Genomic DNA, 14,700 nt, shown 5'->3' with positions numbered 1-14,700 from the left:
GCAACCGCCGGCACCGGGCGTCAGGCGGCCGTCAGCTTCGCGGCACTGGGCGACCAGTGGGACGCCGGGCCGCCCGTCTCCGCCGCGCCGCCCGGCAGACTACCCCACCAGGAAGCACTGGCCGATGGACTCGCCCAGCCGCGCATTGCCGTCCACGATCTCGGTCAGAAGCCCCTTCAGCCCGGAATCCAGCACCCGGGCCGCGCTGTGTTCCGTGCACCGCCCGCGCAATCCCGCCGCGAGCCTCCGGCACGCCGTCCGGTCCTCCCCGTCCGACGACACCGCCAGCACGGACAGGATGGCGTTCACCTCCTCGTAGCAGGCCCCGATGGACCGCGGGTGCTCCGGCCGCATCACCAGCAGCTCCACCACCCGTGCCGGCCGCAGTCGCTCCCGGAACAGGTGCTGGTAGGCCCGCAGCGCCGAGACCGACCGCAGCGTCGTCGTCCACTGCGCCCGGTTCCCCGGCTCATCTTCCGCCCCGGGATCGAAGGCCCCCGCGCGCGCGGAGAGCAGCCGCGCCGTGTTGTCCGCCCGTTCCAGCATCACGCCCAGGCGCACGAAGCGCCAGGCGTCGTCGCGCAGCATCGTGTCCATCGCCGCGCCGTTGAACAGCACGGTGCGCGAGATCACCCAGTCGTTGAACCCCATGAGCTTGTCGCCGCCGGCGCTGCCGGGATCGAGCTTCCGCAGGTCAATCCAGGTGTCGTTGACCGCCTCCCACATGTCCACGGTCAGCGCCGTCCGCACCGCCCGCGCGTTCCGCCGCGCCGCGTCGAAACAGGTCGCGACGGAGGATGGATTGAGCGTGTCCAGCGTGAGCCACCGCGCCGCCTGCCCCGGTGTCGGCTCCCCGTACAGCTTCAGGTACTGGGGGAATCCGCCGCTGGCCTCGAGCAGGCTCGCCCACTCCGACACCTCAGCCCCGCGCGGCGCCGCGAGCGACGCCATCCGTAGCGTCGCGTTCAGCCCGCGCGCCACATTCCCCGCGCGCTCCATGTAGCGCCCGAGCCAGAAGAGGCTGTCCGCCGTCCGCGCCAGCATCAGAGCGACCCCTCGGGCTTGCCGAAGCTCTGCGTCATCCCGCCCATGCTCTGCGTCATGCCGTCCCCGGTCATGGACTGCGTCATCGGCGGCGGGTCCTCCTCCAGCACCCAGGTGTCCTTCGTTCCCCCGCCCTGGGAGGAGTTCACCACCAGCGATCCCTCCCGCAGCGCCACGCGTGTCAGCCCGCCCGGTACGATCCGCACTTCCTGCCCGAACAGGATGAAGGGCCGGAGGTCCACGTGCCGCGGCGCCAGCCCCGTGTCGCTGAGCGTCGGCACCGTCGAGAGCGCGAGGGTCGGCTGCGCGATGTAGTCGTCCGGGTTCGCCCGGATGCGTTCCGCGAAGGTCGCGCGCTGCTCCGGTGTCGCGTGCGGCCCCACGAGCATCCCGTACCCGCCGGACCCGCGCGCGAGCTTCACGACCAGCTTGTCGAGATTCGCCAGCACGTGGTCCCGGTCCTCCGGCCGTCCGCAATCATAGGTCGGCACGTTCTGCAGGATCGGCTCCTCGCCGAGGTAGAAGCGGATCATCGCCGGCACGAACGGATAGACCGCCTTGTCGTCCGCCACGCCCGCACCGGGCGCATTCGCCAGCGTCACCCGGCCCGCCTTGTAGGCGCGCATCAGCCCGGGCACGCCGAGCATCGAATCCGGCCGGAACACCTCGGGGTCCAGAAACTCGTCGTCCACGCGACGATAGATCACGTCCACACGCCGCGGCCCCGCCGTCGTCCGCATGAACACCGTGTCGTCGCGAACGAAGAGGTCCGCGCCTTCCACCAGCTCCACCCCCATCTCATCGGCCAGGAAGGAGTGCTCGTAATACGCCGAGTTGAACGGCCCCGGCGTCAGCACCGCGATCGTCGGCTCACCCGTGCAGGCCGGCGGCGCGAGCGACTTCAGCGTCTCCAGCAACTCCTCCGGATACTGCGACACCGGCGCGATCCGGTGCGCCGCGCAGAGCTGCGGCAGCAGCCGCAGCATCGCCTCCCGGTTCTCGATCATGTATGAGACGCCGGAGGGAACGCGGCAGTTGTCCTCCAGCACGAAGAACTCGTCCGGCCCCGTCCGCACGAGGTCCGTGCCGGAGATCACCGTGTACACGCCGCCCGGCGGCGTGAAGCCCTCCATGATCGCGCGATAGCCCTCGTTCTTCAGCACGAGGTCCGCCGGCACCAGCCCCTCGGCGAGGATGCGGCGCGGCCCGTAGATGTCGCCCAGGAAGGCGTTCAGCGCCCGCGTTCGCTGCTCCAGCCCGGCGCGCAGCCGCTCCCATTCCTGCCGCGACAGGATGCGCGGCACCACGTCGAAGGGAATGAGCCGCTCCGGATCGCCGCCTTCTGTGTAGACCGCGAAGGTCACGCCGATCCGGCGGAACAAGACCTCCGCCTCGCGCCGCTTCGCCTCCAGCGCGTCACGCCCGGCGCTCGCCAGCGCCTGCGCGACGCCGGCATAGGGGGCACGGATATTGGTTCCGTCGCCCATCTCGTCGAAGGCCGCCAACCCTGTCTCCCTCCGGCCTGGTCCGTCTCAACCCACGATGCAGCAAGCGCCATGCCGTGCCACGGGTTGCGCTTCCGCGCCTTCGCCGCCATGCAGGCACGGCCATATCGGGCCGGGCAGGGCAGGGAGGGACGCATGCGCATCGGGATGGTGGGCCTCGGCCGCATGGGCGGCAACCTCGTCCGGCGCCTGCTCCGAGCCGGGCACGAGGCCGTGGTCTTCGACCGCGACCCCGCCGCCGCCGCACCCCTGGTCGCGGAGGGCGCCACCGCCGCCGACGGCCTCGAGACCCTGGTCGCCTCGCTCGACGCGCCCCGCGCGGTCTGGGTGATGCTCCCTTCGGGCGCCATCACGGAGGACGCGGTCACCACCCTCACGGGGCTCCTGTCCCCCGGCGACACGCTCATCGAGGGCGGCAACTCCTTCTGGAAGGACAGCGCCCGCCGCGCCGCCGCCGCCGCCGAGCGCGGCGTGGACTACCTGGACATCGGCACCTCGGGCGGCGTCTGGGGGCTGGAGCGCGGCTACTGCCTCATGATCGGCGGCCCCGCCGAGGCCGTGCGCCGCCTCGACCCGATCCTCTCGGCCCTCGTCCCGGGCGAATCGGCTGCCCCGCCCACGCCGGGCTGGGCAGGAGACGAGCGCGCCCCGCGCGGCCTCGTCCATGCGGGCCCCAGCGGCGCAGGCCACTACGCCAAGATGGTCCACAACGGCATCGAGTACGGCATGATGCAGGCCATGGCGGAGGGCTTCGAGCTCCTCCGCGCCGGCCGGGCCCAGCACGGCCTCGACCTGCCGCTGCCCGAGATCGCCGAGGCCTGGCGCCGCGGCTCCGTCGTCGCCTCCTGGCTGCTGGACCTGACCGCCCAGGCGCTGAACGCCGACCCCGACCTGACCGCCTATACCGGCCGCGTCGGCGATTCCGGGGAGGGGCGCTGGACCGTGCAGACCGCGGTGGAGACGGCTACCCCCGCACCGGTTCTCACCGCCGCGCTCTACGCGCGTTTCCGCTCCCGCCAGGACGCGCCGCTGGCCGACCGGATGCTCTCCGCCATGCGCCACGCCTTCGGCGGCCACCTCGAGCCCCCGCCGGCCGAGTGATCCCGTTGGACCAGAACGCCAGATCCGAGAGGCGCGCCAATTCCCCGGCCGGGCAGCCGGACTTGGACGGCCGCGCCCAGCTGAGATGTCGCGGCAAAGCGGGACATGATCGAGGGGATCGGACCGCATGATCCCCCGCCACCTCTGCCTCATGGGTGTCTCGGGCGCCGGCAAGTCCACGGTCGGTGCCATGCTGGCCGCCCGCCTCGGCCGCCCCTTCGCCGACGCCGATGATTTCCACCCGCCCGCCAACATCGCGAAGATGTCCGCTGGCACGCCACTGACCGACGCGGACCGGATCCCCTGGCTCGAAGGGATCGGCGCCTATCTCGCCGGCCATCCGGGCGCGGTGGTGGGCTGCTCCGCCCTGAAGCGCGCCTACCGGGACCGGCTGCGCGCCGCCTGCCCGGACCTCGCCTTCCTGCACCTGACCGGAGACCCCGCCCTCATCGCCGCGCGCCAGGCCTCCCGGCCCGGCCACTTCATGCCGGCCAGCCTGCTGGCGAGCCAGTTGGCCACGCTCGAAGCGCCCGATGCCGACGAGGGCATCATCGCCCTCGACATCGCCCAGCCTCCCGCGCGGATCGTCGACGCCGCGCTCGCCGCCCTCGGCGGAAGCTGAGAAGGTCGGACAAAGAAAAGCGGCGCGCGGGCTCTCCCGCACGCCGCGTCATTCTCTCGGATCGCGGGGCGCGACCGCCCCCTTCCGTCAGAAACCGCGGCGCCCGCGTCCCGCACCGTCGCTCGGATCGCTGTCCGTCAGGCCGGACCGGCCACGGTATCCGCCGCGCCCATTGCCCGCGCCGTCGTTCGGGTCGCTGTCCGTGATCCCCGTGCCGCGCGGCCGGTATCCGCCGCGGCCGTTGCCCGCGCCGTCATTCGGATCGCTGTCCGTGATCCCGGTCCCGCGCGGCCGATATCCGCCGCGTCCATTCCCGGCGCCGTCATTCGGGTCGCTGTCGGTGATCCCGGTGCCACGGCCCTTGTAGCCCTGCGCCGCCGCGGGCGCGGCCGGCGCAACGGCCGCCGCGCCACCCACCGCGGCCAGCTTCAGCACCAGGAGGCGCCGCTTCAATCGGGGCTGATCGTCCATGACTGCTTCTCCTCCTGTGGCAACGATCCTGCGGGGACCGTTCGGCCTTGGCAAGAAGCACTTGCCAAATCTGTTCCCGTTTTGTTCAATAACGCCATGGACGCGACAATCACCTTCCGCCCCTCTCGCCGCCGCAGGAGCGCCGTCTCCGAAGCGATGATCGCCTTCACCCTGGCGCTGCCGATCGCCTGGGCCCTCGTCGAGGTCGCCGCCGTGCTGAGCCTCTGACACCGCCGCCAACAAACCTCAGGAGAATGGAAGCTCCTGCCCTTCTCGGGGCGGCACCGGGCGGACGGGCGCCGCGCTAACCCCGCGGCCCTACCCGCAGCACCCGCTCCAGCCGTCGGCTAGCGAGGCTAAGCGGCCAGCACAGCACGAAGTACAGCGCCGACACCGTCAGGAAGACGGAGAAGGGCTGGAACGTCACGTTGTTCATCAACACCCCGGCCCGTGCGAGTTCCACGAAGCCGATGATGGACGCCACGGAAGTGTTCTTGATGATCTGCACCGAGAACCCGACCGTCGGCGGCACCGCCAGCCGCACCGCCTGCGGCAGCACCACCAGCCGCATCCGCTGCCACCGCGAGAGCGCCAGGGCGGAGGCCCCCTCCCACTGTCCCTTCGGCACCGCCTCGATGCAGCCGCGCCAGATGTCCCCCAGAAAGGCGGAGGCGTAGATCGTCATCCCCAGCCCCGCGGCGACAATCGGCGGCAGCCGCGTGCCGAGCAGCGGCAGTCCGTAGAAGGTGAGGAACAGCAGGATCAGCACCGGCGTGCCCTGCACCACCTCGATCCACCCGGCCGCGATCCAGCGCACGACCCGGTTCTCCGAAATCCGCGCGAGCGCCACCACCGCCCCCAGCAGCCCGCCGCCGAGGAAGGCCAGCACCGACAGCGCCACCGTCCAGCGCAGCGCCTCCACCAGGAACAGCGCCTCGTTGGGCCCGAAGGTCCGGATCACCGCGTCAACGCTTCCCCGCCCGCCGCGCCGGGAAGAGCAGGAACCCCGCCGCCGCGAAGGCCGCCCGGAAGGCGAAGGTCAGCACGAGGTAGAACCCCGCCGCGACGAGATACACCTCGAAGGACCGGTAGGTCCGGCTGTCCACCAGCGCGGCGACCGACGTCAACTCCTCCACCGACACGGCCGACAGGATCGAGGACGCGAGCATCGTCAGCACGAACTGCGACGACAGCGCCGGCCACACCCGTTGCAGCGCCGGCATCAGCACCACCAGCCGGATCACCTGACCGCGCCGAAGCCCCAGCGCCATCCCGGCCTCGACCTGCCCGGAATGCGTGGCCTCGATCCCCGCCCGCACGATCTCCGTCGCATAGGCGCCGAGGTTCAGCGTGAGCGCCAGCAGCCCTGCCTGCACTGCGCTGATCTGCACCCCCGCCCCCGGCAGCCCGAAGAAGATGAGGAAAAGCTGGACGAGGAAGGGCGTGTTTCGCACCGCCTCCACATAGACGGTGGACCCCCAGCGCAGTGCCGCGTGCCGCGACCCGCGCGCCACGGCCCCCAGCACCCCGATGCCGCCCCCCAGCAGGATGGCGGCCGTCGAGATCCAGAGCGTCTGCACCGCCCCGAGGAGCAGGGCTTCCCACTGCGCGAGGACGTCCCGGAAGACGAGCGTGTAGCCCATCGGCTTGCCGGCGGCCGCGGTTCAGAAGACGGGCAGTTCCGGCAGCGGCGCGTTCAGCCACTTCTGGGACAGCTGGTCCAGCTCGCCCGAGATCTTCATCCAGTAGATCGTGTTGTTCAGCCACTGGTGCAGCTCCATCTGGTCCTTGCGGACCGCCATGGAATTCGGCTGGAGCGAGAAGGCGAATTTCAGCTCCGCATTCGCGGACCGGTTCTGCGCCAGTATCTGGTTGATCGTCGTGTCCGGCAGCGCCGCCGCATCCACCTGGCGGGAGAAGACGGCCTGCGCACAGGTCGCGTCGTCGTCGAAGCGGACAACGTTCGTGCCCGGCATGGCCAGACGCGTCACCGTCGTGTCCTGCGGGCTTCCCCGCGGCACCGCGATCCGCTTGCCCGCCAGATCCCGCAGATTGGCCGCCTGCAGCTCCCGGGGCGCCATGATAGAGAGCCGGAACGCGGAATAGGGCATCGGGAAGACGATCGTCTTCGCCCGCTCCGGCGTCGGCCCCAGCGTCGCCACCAGCACGTCGATCCGCCGCGATTGCAGCGCCGGGATTCGCGCCACCGGCGTCAGCGGCACCAGCTCCGCCCGCACCCCCATGAAGCGCGCCAGCGCATTCGCCACGTCCACGTCGTAGCCGGACGGATTCCCCCGCTCATCCACGATCCCGAAGGGCGGCACGCCCGAGACCACGCCGATGATCATGGACCCGCGTTGCGTGATCACCTCGGTCGTCACCGGCCCCGATTGCGCGGCGGCCTGCTTCGAGGTGACGAGCGCGGCCGCGGTGACGGCGCCGGCGGCCGCCGCCGCGAAGGCGGTGCGTCGGCTGGGGGTATCGGTCATGGACATGCCTCCGTGGCGTGGCCGTGCCGGCCCTTCGCCGCCGCGACCGTCCGCCCGGACGCCGCCCCGGTCAAGCGCGCCCGGAGGCGCCGCGCGCGGGCCTAGCCGTCATCCTCCGGATCGGTCCCCGGCCGCCCCGTCGCATGGCGCCAGTGGTGCCACAGCAGCCGAGCCGCCAATGACCGCCATGGCCGCCAGACCTCCGCCAGCACCACGAGCTCCCGCTGGGTGGGCCGCGCTGCGAGCCCGCGCAGATGCGCCAGCGACGCCGCCAGCGCGAGATCCCCGTCCGGGAAGACGTCCGCGCGCTCCTCCGCGAAGAGCAGGTGCACCTGCGCCGTCCAGCGCCCCAGCCCCCGCACGGCGCAGAGATGCGCCACCGCCTCGTCGTCGGTCATCGCGGGCAGCGCGTCCAGCCGCAGCCGCCCTTCGACGATCGCGGTCGCGAGGCTCCGGGCATGCGATGCCTTCGGACGCGAGAGACCCGCCACCCCGCACAGCACCGAATCGTCGAGAGTCAGCAGCCCCGCCGGCTCCAGCGCGCCCGGCACGGCTCGCAGCCGCGCCCAGATTGCCCCCGCCGCTCGGTTACTGATCTGCTGCCCGCAGATGGCCCGCAACAGTCCCGGGAATCCGCGCGGGCGCCGGCGCCAGGGCAGGGGCCCCGCGCGCTCGGTGACGGCGGCCAGCGGCGGATCGGCCGCGGCGATCGCCCGCAGCCCATCCGCCACCCAGTCGGGCGAGGAGGAGGTCACGCCTCCATAGAGCCGATCTCGGCGGGGAAGGGGAGGGGACGGCGGCAGGGCGTTGCCGTGAGGGGGAGTGCAGCCGCCCCGCCGCCGCGCCGGAGCGGCGCCCGGGGATTTGGGGGATCGGGCGCCGTCCGTGCCCCCTAACTGGGGCGTCTCCGCCCGGACGCCAACCCGCCGGACGCGCCCGCTGCAACGCCGGGCAACGCACGCCCGTTCCGACATGGAATGTAACAAGCGCCCCCGGCGCATCCCGGCCGCCCCGCGCTATGTAACACCGCATGGAACCCGCCCCCCACATCCTCGTCGTGGACGACGACCGGGAGATCCGCGATCTCCTCGCCCGCTTCCTCGAGAAGCAGGGCTTCCGCGTCACCACGGCGCGGGAGGCGCGGGAGGCGCGCAAGCAGTGGCCCCTCGGCCGCTACCATCTCGTGGTCCTGGACCTGATGATGCCGGGCGAATCCGGCCTCGACTTCGCCCGCTGGCTGCGCGGACAATCGGACGTGCCGATCGTCATGCTCACCGCGATGGGGGAGGAGACCGACCGCATCGTCGGCCTGGAACTCGGCGCGGACGACTACGTCGCCAAGCCCTTCAACCCCCGCGAACTCCTCGCCCGGATCCGCGCCGTGATGCGCCGCGTCCACGGGGAGGGCACCCGCCGCGACCCGCTCCCCTCCGCCATCCGCTTCGCCGGCTGGATGCTGGAGCCGCAGCGCCGCCGCCTGCTGAACCCGGACGGCGTGGAGGTCCCGCTCACCGGCGGCGAGTACGAACTCCTGACCGTGCTCGTCGAGCGCCCGAACCGCGTGCTCACCCGCGACATGCTGATGGACCTGCTCCGCGGCCGCCAGGCCGGGCCCTTCGACCGCGCGATCGACGTCGCCGTCTCTCGCCTCCGCCGCAAGCTGGAGGATGACGGCCGCAACCCCTCCCTCATCAAGACCGTCCGCGGCGGCGGCTACGTCCTCGCCGCGGATGTGGAGCGCGCCGCCTGAGCCACATCCCGCCCCCCGCCGACACGCCCGGGCCCGAGGCACCTCCGGGCAGCCGCGCGCAGGCCGCCGCCCGCTGGTCCCCGCCGGTCCGGAGCAGGGCCCCCGCTGCACCGCCCAGCATGTCCGTCCGCCCCCCGCCCGGCCGGGTGCACTGCCTCATCCGCCGCGTGCTCCCGGCCTCCCTCGCGGCCCGCACGGCCCTCTTCCTTCTCGTCGCCCTGATGGGCGTCCAGGCCGCCGGCCTCACCATCCACGCCTTCGACCGGGTGGACCTCCAGCGCGCCGCCGCCGAGCGCGAGATGTCCTCCCGCGCCTTCACGGTCTGGCGGACAGCCCTGATGACCCCGCCGGACCGCCGCGCCGCCGCGGTGAACGACCTCGACCTGCCGCCCGGCCTCGACGCCACGGTGGACGACGCCCCGGCCGTGCGCGCGAACATGGGCCCGCCCCCGCCACCCTTCCTCCGCCTCGCCCGCCCCGAGGTCCTGCTCGCCGCCCCCCCGCGCTTCCGCCCGCGGGAGGTTCAGGCCGGCATGCGGCAAGGCACCCTCTTCGTCTCCCTCCGGACGCCGGACGGGGACTGGGTGAACTTCCGCATCCACATGCCGCCGCTGCGGCCCTGGCACTCGGACACCTTCCTCGCCGCGTTCCTGCTGATGACCGCCGCCGCGGCCACCCTCATCCTCTGGGCAACCCGCCGCCTCACGCGGCCCGTGCGTGACCTCGCCGCTGCCGCGAACGCGCTGGGACGCGACGTGAACGCGCCGCCCCTGCCGGAGGACGGTCCGCTGGAGGTCGCGACCGCCGCCCACGCCTTCAACACGATGGCCGAGCGCATCCGCCGCTTCGTCGGCGACCGCACGCAGATGCTCGCCGCCATCGGCCACGACCTGCGCACGCCGATCACCCGTCTGAAGCTCCGCGCCGAGTTCATGGACGACGACGAGCAGCGCGCGAAGATGCTCGCCGACCTCGAGGAGATGGAGGCGATGGTCACCGCGACCCTCGCTTTCGCCCGCGACGACGCCGCCACCGAGCCCTCGGTCCCGCTGGATCTCGCGGCCCTCTGCCGCACCGTGCTCGACGAGGCGGCCGATGCCCGCCCAGACGCGGAGCCGGACACGTTCGTCTACGCCGGCCCCGAGCGCCTGCCCGTCCGCGGGCGCCCCATCGCGCTCAAGCGCGCCCTCGCGAACCTCGTCGCCAACGCCGCGAATTACGGCGGCGCCGCGCGCCTCACCCTCGATCCACCGCAGGCCGGCCAGATCGCCCTCCGCATCGAGGATGACGGTCCCGGCATCCCGGAGGAGTCGCAGGAGGCCGTCTTCCAACCCTTCCGGCGCCTGGAGACGAGCCGCAACCGCGAGACCGGCGGCGTCGGCCTCGGCCTGCCGATCGCGCGCAACATCCTGCGCGCGCATGGCGGAGACGTGACGCTCCGCAACCGCCCCGATGGCGGCCTCACCGCCCTGGTGACGCTTCCGGCCTGACACACGCGACGCGTCGCCGGACAGACGCGACACATCTCCGTCCCGTCGCGGCTTGCGCGCCGCTACCGTCCCTTCCGCGACCAAAGGGCCGGAGGCCCGGCCCCGTTGGAGGGACGGCCATGGACTGGACGGATCTGCAGAACACCGCGAAGACGCGCGGACAGCTCGTCTTCGCCATGCGGCAGAGCCAGACGCCGGCGATGACGCAGCCCGGCCCCTGGGGCACCTCGACGGACGGATACTGCATCGGCCTCGCCGCCACCTGGATCTCCTGGTGCTACGCCGGCAAGACCTTTCCGGTGGACGCGAGCAAGGTCTGCGACAACCCGCCCTGGCAATCCACCATGTCGCAGACCCTGTCCGACGCGATGAACGCGGCCGTCTGGACGGATTTCTGGGTCGCGGCGACCAAGCCCTTCCAGATGGGCCTCTCGGACGGCCTGCGCGCGCGGCGGGAGACGAAGCCGAGCGCCTCCTTCATCCACTCCATCGTGACGCAGGCCTATGGCTGCTACGGCGTGACGCTTCAGCGCAGCGGCGGCGCCCACGCCATCGCCCTCCGCCACGGCCGCGACAACCGCATGCACGTCTTCGACGCGAACCAGGGCCATTTCGCCGTGCGCGACCACACGCTGCTGAAGCCCTTCCTTCGCTGGTACTTCGAGAAGACGGGCTACGGCGACCGCTACGACAAGGGCCACGGCGTGGTCGGCGTCAGGCCCCCGATCACCTGACGCACGGAGACACGCCGGGCGATGCCGGCAGGCTCCGCGTCCCCGGCCTTCCGGAGTCCGCCGCGCCTCGAACGGGGCGGGCGACGAGCCTGGGCGCGTTGCCGGACGACCTCTTCGTCCCTGTCCCGGAGCGACGGAGCACGACCCGCTCCGCGCCACGTCCTCCCTCCGCTAAGCTGTCCCGCAGCGGCGGAGGGATTTGCACATGGCACGCAGCACCGGCAGGCAGGGTATCGCAGCACTCGGGCTTCTCGCCCTCGCCGCGACGCTCGCCGCCCCCGCCGCCGCCCAGACCGACTGCACGGCCCTGGCAAACGCGACCATCCCCGCCGCCGAGATCGCCCTCCCGACCTCCGGCGCCACGATCACCGAGGCGCGCTTTCACCCACCCGGCCCATCCCCGGTCCCCGGCAACGCCACCCTGCCGGCCCGCTGCGAGATCCTCGGCCGCATCGCCCCCGTGGACCCGGCCGCCCCGCCCATCCTCTTCCAGGTGAACATCCCGGAGGACTGGAACGGCAAGGCCGTCCAGTACGGCGGCGGGGGCTTCAACGGCGTGCTCATCACCGGCCTCGCCCAGCTCCGCGAGAACCTGACCGAATCCCCCCACCCGCTCGAGCGCGGCTTCGTCACCTTCGGCACCGACAGCGGGCACCAGAACGCGCCCGGCGTGGAGATCCAGGCCTTCGCCCTGAATGACGAGGCGCTGGAGAACTTCGCCCACGCCGCCTACCCGAAGGTGCGGGATACCGCGATCGCCGTGATCCGCGCCGCCACCGGCCGTTCGCCCTACCGGATCTACTACTACGGCTCGTCGGAGGGCGGCCGGGAGGGCCTGATGCTCGCCCAGCGCTACCCCACCCTCTACGACGGCATCGTCTCCTCGGTGCCGGTCATCAACTGGACCGGCCTTCAGGTCTTCGGCACGCGCGGCGGCCAGATGCAGCGGGAGGGCGCCTGGCTCTCCCCGGAGACGGTGCGCCTGCTCCACGACGCCACGCTGCGGGCCTGCGACGCGCTCGACGGGCTGGAGGACGGCATCGTGTCGAACCAGCCCGCCTGCCGCGCGGCCTTCTCGCCGCGCGCGCTCCTCTGCACCGGCAACACGACCACGGACTGCCTGACCGAACCCCAGCTCGCCTTCATCGAGACGCATCGCAGCCCGCTGCGCTACGATTCCCCGCTCCCGACCGGGCTCACCGAATACCCCGGCGCGCCCGTCGGCGGCGAAGCCCAGCCGGACGGCCTCATCGCCTGGACGACCGGCCCACAGGCCCCCCGCTTCCCCTTACCGGACCCTGCCACCCAGGCCCGCCAGTGGTCCTACGGGAACGGCGCGATCCGGTACTTCCTCGCCCGCGACCCGGCCTACGACCCCGCCCGCTTCCGCCTGTCCGACTTCCCCGCCCAGGCCGCCCGGATCTCCGCGCTGATGGACGCGACCAGCCCCGACCTCTCGGCCTTCGCCGCCCGCGGCGGCCGCCTGATCCTGAAGGAGCACACCGCCGACTACGCCCAATCCCCCGGCGCCGGCATAGCTTGGTGGGAATCCGTCCGCGGCCGCCTCGGCGACGCCACCCTGGACGGCTTCGCCCGCTTCTACCTGCACCACGGCGCGAACCACACCGGCGTCGCGACGAACGTCGCCACCGGCCAGCCGCTGCCGGGGCATGTGGACCTTCTCGGCGCCCTGGACGCCTGGGTCGAGCGCGACGCACCGCCCCCCGAGCCCATGATCCACTTCACCCGCGACCGCCGCGCGACCCGCCCCCTCTGCCGTTACCCGGCCTATCCCCACTTCACCGGCAACGACCCGGCCCGCGCGAGCAGCTTCACCTGTCGAATTCCTTGATCCCGCTCGCCCCCGGCCGGTATAGGAATAAGATCAAGCCGCGACGTCTACCGAATAGCTCGGCGCGACCACGCCCGGGCACGACCAGGAAGTAAGAGGGTAAGGAAGTAAGGAAAATTGCTTCATAGGCCGTTGTTCTCGAAGCATGTCCGCCGACGGTGCGGGGTAAGGAAGTAAGGCGGCGCTACCGAACGACCCGCAGCGGGGGCGCCACAACCTCCGCCGGGATCGGGCACTCATAGGCCCGCCCGCCGCGCCGCTCGGTCAACTCCGCCTTCGCGCGCGCCAGCAACTCCGGATCGCGGAAGGCGTCGAGCGCCGTCGCGGCCATCGCCTTCGCCGCCTGCACCATGCCCTTGTGCGCTTGGCCCGACTTGCCCTGGGCCACCGCCTGCCAGGTGTGGAACGGCGTCCCCACCGCCCAGCAACCGCCCCAGGCCTGCACCGTCGGCACGATCTGCGACACGTCCCCCACATCCGTGGACCCGTGCTGGATGATCGAGGTTCCGTCGAAGGGCAGCACCCCGTCATGCAGCGCCGCCCCGCCCAGCGCCGCCTCCGCTCCGAAGGAGGCGAGCGACGACGACACGTCCTCCTCGCTCAGCGTGCCCTTGATCGCCGCCGCGAAGTCCCGGTCCGCCGCGTCATAGGCCGGCGCCCCGATGTTCAGCAGGTTGCCGTGCAGCGCCATCTCCAGCGTCGTGTTCGGCAGCGTCTCCGAACACGCCTTGTCCACCTCCATCGTCATGGTGGTGCCCGTCATGATCGCCGCGCCTCGCGCGCACTCCACCACCCGGTCGAACAGCGCCTTCGCCTGCTCCACCCGCGGCGCGCGGATGAGGTAGAGCACCTCCGCCCGCGCCTGCACCACGTTCGGCGAGACGCCCCCGGAATCGGTGATGGCGTAATGCACGCGCGAGTCCTGCGGCACGTGCTCCCGCAAGTAGTTCACGCCGACATTCATCAGCTCCACCGCATCCAGCGCCGAACGCCCGAGATGCGGCGACCCTGCCGCGTGCGAGGCCTTGCCCCTGAAGCGGAAGTACACCTGGAAATTTGCCAGGCTCTTCACGGACATGACGCCGTTGAGCGGGCCAGGATGCCAGGTCACCGCCGCATCCAGCCCGTCGAACACGCCCTCCCGCGCCATGAAAGTCTTGCCGCTTCCGCCTTCCTCGCCCGGGCAGCCGTAGTAGCGGACCGTCCCGGGAAGCCCCTGCGTCCGCAGCGCGTCCCGCGCCGTCACCGCCGCCAGCATCGCCCCCGCGCCGAGCAGGTTGTGCCCGCAGCCATGCCCGCTGCCGCCTGGAACCTCCGCCCGCGGCTCCGCCACGCCTGCCTCCTGGGAAAGCCCCGCGAGCGCGTCAAACTCGCCGAGAAAGCCGATCACCGGCCCGCCGTCGCCACTCTCCGCCACGAAGGCCGTCGGGATGCCCGCCACGTCGCGCGTCACGGTGAACCCCTCCGCCTCCAGCTGCGCGATCTGCGCCTCGACCGAGCGGTGCTCGGCGAAGCGCAGCTCCGGCATGCCCCAGATCCGGTCGGACAGTTCGGTATAGACAGGCGCCTTCGCCTCCACCTCGGCGGACAGGCGGCTCAGCTCGATCGGGTCATTGCGCATGACGCGATCTATAGGCCCGGC

The 14,700-nt window shown here is 72.2% G+C and carries 15 protein-coding genes; 7 read left to right on the top strand and 8 right to left on the bottom strand.

The window, feature by feature from the left end; translation table 11 throughout:
* Positions 1-99: 99 nt before the first annotated feature.
* Both ACP6CK_RS05820 and ACP6CK_RS05815 read right to left on the bottom strand, forming a co-directional pair.
* The gene (locus tag ACP6CK_RS05820) at positions 100-1,044 is read right to left on the bottom strand and encodes an alpha-E domain-containing protein (RefSeq protein WP_426957938.1); all 945 of its coding nucleotides are present in this window, start codon (positions 1,042-1,044) and stop codon (positions 100-102) included.
* Positions 1,044-2,549 carry a circularly permuted type 2 ATP-grasp protein gene (locus tag ACP6CK_RS05815; RefSeq protein WP_426957937.1) on the bottom strand — a complete coding sequence of 502 codons (1,506 nt, stop codon included), beginning with the start codon at positions 2,547-2,549 and terminating at the stop codon, positions 1,044-1,046. Before ACP6CK_RS05815 ends, ACP6CK_RS05820 begins: the two co-directional genes overlap by 1 nt.
* Positions 2,550-2,684: 135 nt before the next feature.
* On the opposite strand from ACP6CK_RS05815, the gene gnd reads away from it, so the two are divergent.
* Together gnd and ACP6CK_RS05805 are read left to right on the top strand one after the other, a co-directional pair.
* Positions 2,685-3,650 carry a phosphogluconate dehydrogenase (NAD(+)-dependent, decarboxylating) gene (gene gnd / locus ACP6CK_RS05810; RefSeq protein ID WP_426957936.1) on the top strand — a complete coding sequence of 322 codons (966 nt, stop codon included), beginning with the start codon at positions 2,685-2,687 and terminating at the stop codon, positions 3,648-3,650.
* 127 nt (positions 3,651-3,777) lie between these two features.
* A complete protein-coding gene (locus ACP6CK_RS05805; protein WP_426957935.1) occupies positions 3,778-4,272 on the top strand; it encodes a gluconokinase in 495 nt (164 codons plus the stop codon).
* Between the two features lie 87 nt (positions 4,273-4,359).
* Here ACP6CK_RS05805 and ACP6CK_RS05800 read toward each other — a convergent pair whose 3' ends face one another.
* A complete protein-coding gene (locus ACP6CK_RS05800) occupies positions 4,360-4,743 on the bottom strand; it encodes a hypothetical protein (RefSeq protein WP_426957934.1) in 384 nt (127 codons plus the stop codon).
* Positions 4,744-4,839: 96 nt separating this feature from the next.
* Here ACP6CK_RS05800 and ACP6CK_RS05795 point away from each other — a divergent pair, with 96 nt between their 5' ends.
* Positions 4,840-4,971 carry a hypothetical protein gene (locus ACP6CK_RS05795; RefSeq protein ID WP_426957933.1) on the top strand — a complete coding sequence of 44 codons (132 nt, stop codon included), beginning with the start codon at positions 4,840-4,842 and terminating at the stop codon, positions 4,969-4,971.
* Positions 4,972-5,047: 76 nt separating this feature from the next.
* On the opposite strand, the gene ACP6CK_RS05790 is transcribed toward ACP6CK_RS05795, so the two are convergent.
* The 4 genes from ACP6CK_RS05790 to ACP6CK_RS05775 form a co-directional block, all read right to left on the bottom strand.
* Positions 5,048-5,704 carry an amino acid ABC transporter permease gene (locus ACP6CK_RS05790; RefSeq protein WP_426957932.1) on the bottom strand — a complete coding sequence of 219 codons (657 nt, stop codon included), beginning with the start codon at positions 5,702-5,704 and terminating at the stop codon, positions 5,048-5,050.
* A gap of 4 nt (positions 5,705-5,708) precedes the next feature.
* Complete coding sequence (locus ACP6CK_RS05785; RefSeq protein WP_426957931.1) at positions 5,709-6,386, bottom strand: amino acid ABC transporter permease; 678 nt, start codon at positions 6,384-6,386, stop codon at positions 5,709-5,711.
* 21 nt (positions 6,387-6,407) lie between these two features.
* Positions 6,408-7,232 (bottom strand): transporter substrate-binding domain-containing protein, encoded by an 825-nt coding sequence (locus ACP6CK_RS05780; RefSeq protein ID WP_426957930.1) that lies wholly within the window; start codon positions 7,230-7,232, stop codon positions 6,408-6,410.
* Between the two features lie 101 nt (positions 7,233-7,333).
* Complete coding sequence (locus tag ACP6CK_RS05775; protein ID WP_426957929.1) at positions 7,334-7,987, bottom strand: DNA-3-methyladenine glycosylase family protein; 654 nt, start codon at positions 7,985-7,987, stop codon at positions 7,334-7,336.
* 275 nt (positions 7,988-8,262) lie between these two features.
* Between ACP6CK_RS05775 and ACP6CK_RS05770 the strand changes: the two genes are divergently transcribed.
* The 4 genes from ACP6CK_RS05770 to ACP6CK_RS05755 all read left to right on the top strand — a co-directional run bounded on the left by ACP6CK_RS05770 (position 8,263) and on the right by ACP6CK_RS05755 (position 13,058).
* Complete coding sequence (locus ACP6CK_RS05770) at positions 8,263-8,982, top strand: response regulator (RefSeq protein WP_426957928.1); 720 nt, start codon at positions 8,263-8,265, stop codon at positions 8,980-8,982.
* A gap of 119 nt (positions 8,983-9,101) precedes the next feature.
* Positions 9,102-10,472 carry an ATP-binding protein gene (locus tag ACP6CK_RS05765; RefSeq protein ID WP_426957927.1) on the top strand — a complete coding sequence of 457 codons (1,371 nt, stop codon included), beginning with the start codon at positions 9,102-9,104 and terminating at the stop codon, positions 10,470-10,472.
* Between the two features lie 119 nt (positions 10,473-10,591).
* Positions 10,592-11,206 (top strand): hypothetical protein, encoded by a 615-nt coding sequence (locus tag ACP6CK_RS05760; RefSeq protein ID WP_426957926.1) that lies wholly within the window; start codon positions 10,592-10,594, stop codon positions 11,204-11,206.
* Between the two features lie 205 nt (positions 11,207-11,411).
* Positions 11,412-13,058 carry a tannase/feruloyl esterase family alpha/beta hydrolase gene (locus ACP6CK_RS05755; RefSeq protein ID WP_426957925.1) on the top strand — a complete coding sequence of 549 codons (1,647 nt, stop codon included), beginning with the start codon at positions 11,412-11,414 and terminating at the stop codon, positions 13,056-13,058.
* Positions 13,059-13,242: 184 nt separating this feature from the next.
* On the opposite strand, the gene ACP6CK_RS05750 is transcribed toward ACP6CK_RS05755, so the two are convergent.
* Entirely contained in the window at positions 13,243-14,679 is a 1,437-nt protein-coding gene (locus ACP6CK_RS05750) for a M20 family metallopeptidase (RefSeq protein ID WP_426957924.1), read from the bottom strand.
* Between the last annotated feature and the right edge of the window lie 21 nt (positions 14,680-14,700).

This window comes from Muricoccus radiodurans (genome assembly GCF_050154705.1).
Classification (GTDB): domain Bacteria; phylum Pseudomonadota; class Alphaproteobacteria; order Acetobacterales; family Acetobacteraceae; genus Roseomonas; species Roseomonas radiodurans.
Note: the sequence above shows the minus strand (reverse complement) of the source record. Positions and strands in the feature narration are given on the sequence as shown.

Coding starts and splice junctions, on each gene's coding strand:
- ACP6CK_RS05800 (WP_426957934.1), bottom strand. CDS start 4,743: ATGGACGATCAGCCCCGATTGAAGCGGCGCCTCCTGGTGCTGAAGCTG.
- ACP6CK_RS05795 (WP_426957933.1), top strand. CDS start 4,840: ATGGACGCGACAATCACCTTCCGCCCCTCTCGCCGCCGCAGGAGCGCC.
- ACP6CK_RS05755 (WP_426957925.1), top strand. CDS start 11,412: ATGGCACGCAGCACCGGCAGGCAGGGTATCGCAGCACTCGGGCTTCTC.
- ACP6CK_RS05765 (WP_426957927.1), top strand. CDS start 9,102: ATGTCCGTCCGCCCCCCGCCCGGCCGGGTGCACTGCCTCATCCGCCGC.
- ACP6CK_RS05760 (WP_426957926.1), top strand. CDS start 10,592: ATGGACTGGACGGATCTGCAGAACACCGCGAAGACGCGCGGACAGCTC.
- ACP6CK_RS05750 (WP_426957924.1), bottom strand. CDS start 14,679: ATGCGCAATGACCCGATCGAGCTGAGCCGCCTGTCCGCCGAGGTGGAG.
- ACP6CK_RS05805 (WP_426957935.1), top strand. CDS start 3,778: ATGATCCCCCGCCACCTCTGCCTCATGGGTGTCTCGGGCGCCGGCAAG.
- ACP6CK_RS05820 (WP_426957938.1), bottom strand. CDS start 1,044: ATGCTGGCGCGGACGGCGGACAGCCTCTTCTGGCTCGGGCGCTACATG.
- ACP6CK_RS05780 (WP_426957930.1), bottom strand. CDS start 7,232: ATGACCGATACCCCCAGCCGACGCACCGCCTTCGCGGCGGCGGCCGCC.
- ACP6CK_RS05785 (WP_426957931.1), bottom strand. CDS start 6,386: ATGGGCTACACGCTCGTCTTCCGGGACGTCCTCGCGCAGTGGGAAGCC.
- gnd (WP_426957936.1), top strand. CDS start 2,685: ATGCGCATCGGGATGGTGGGCCTCGGCCGCATGGGCGGCAACCTCGTC.
- ACP6CK_RS05770 (WP_426957928.1), top strand. CDS start 8,263: ATGGAACCCGCCCCCCACATCCTCGTCGTGGACGACGACCGGGAGATC.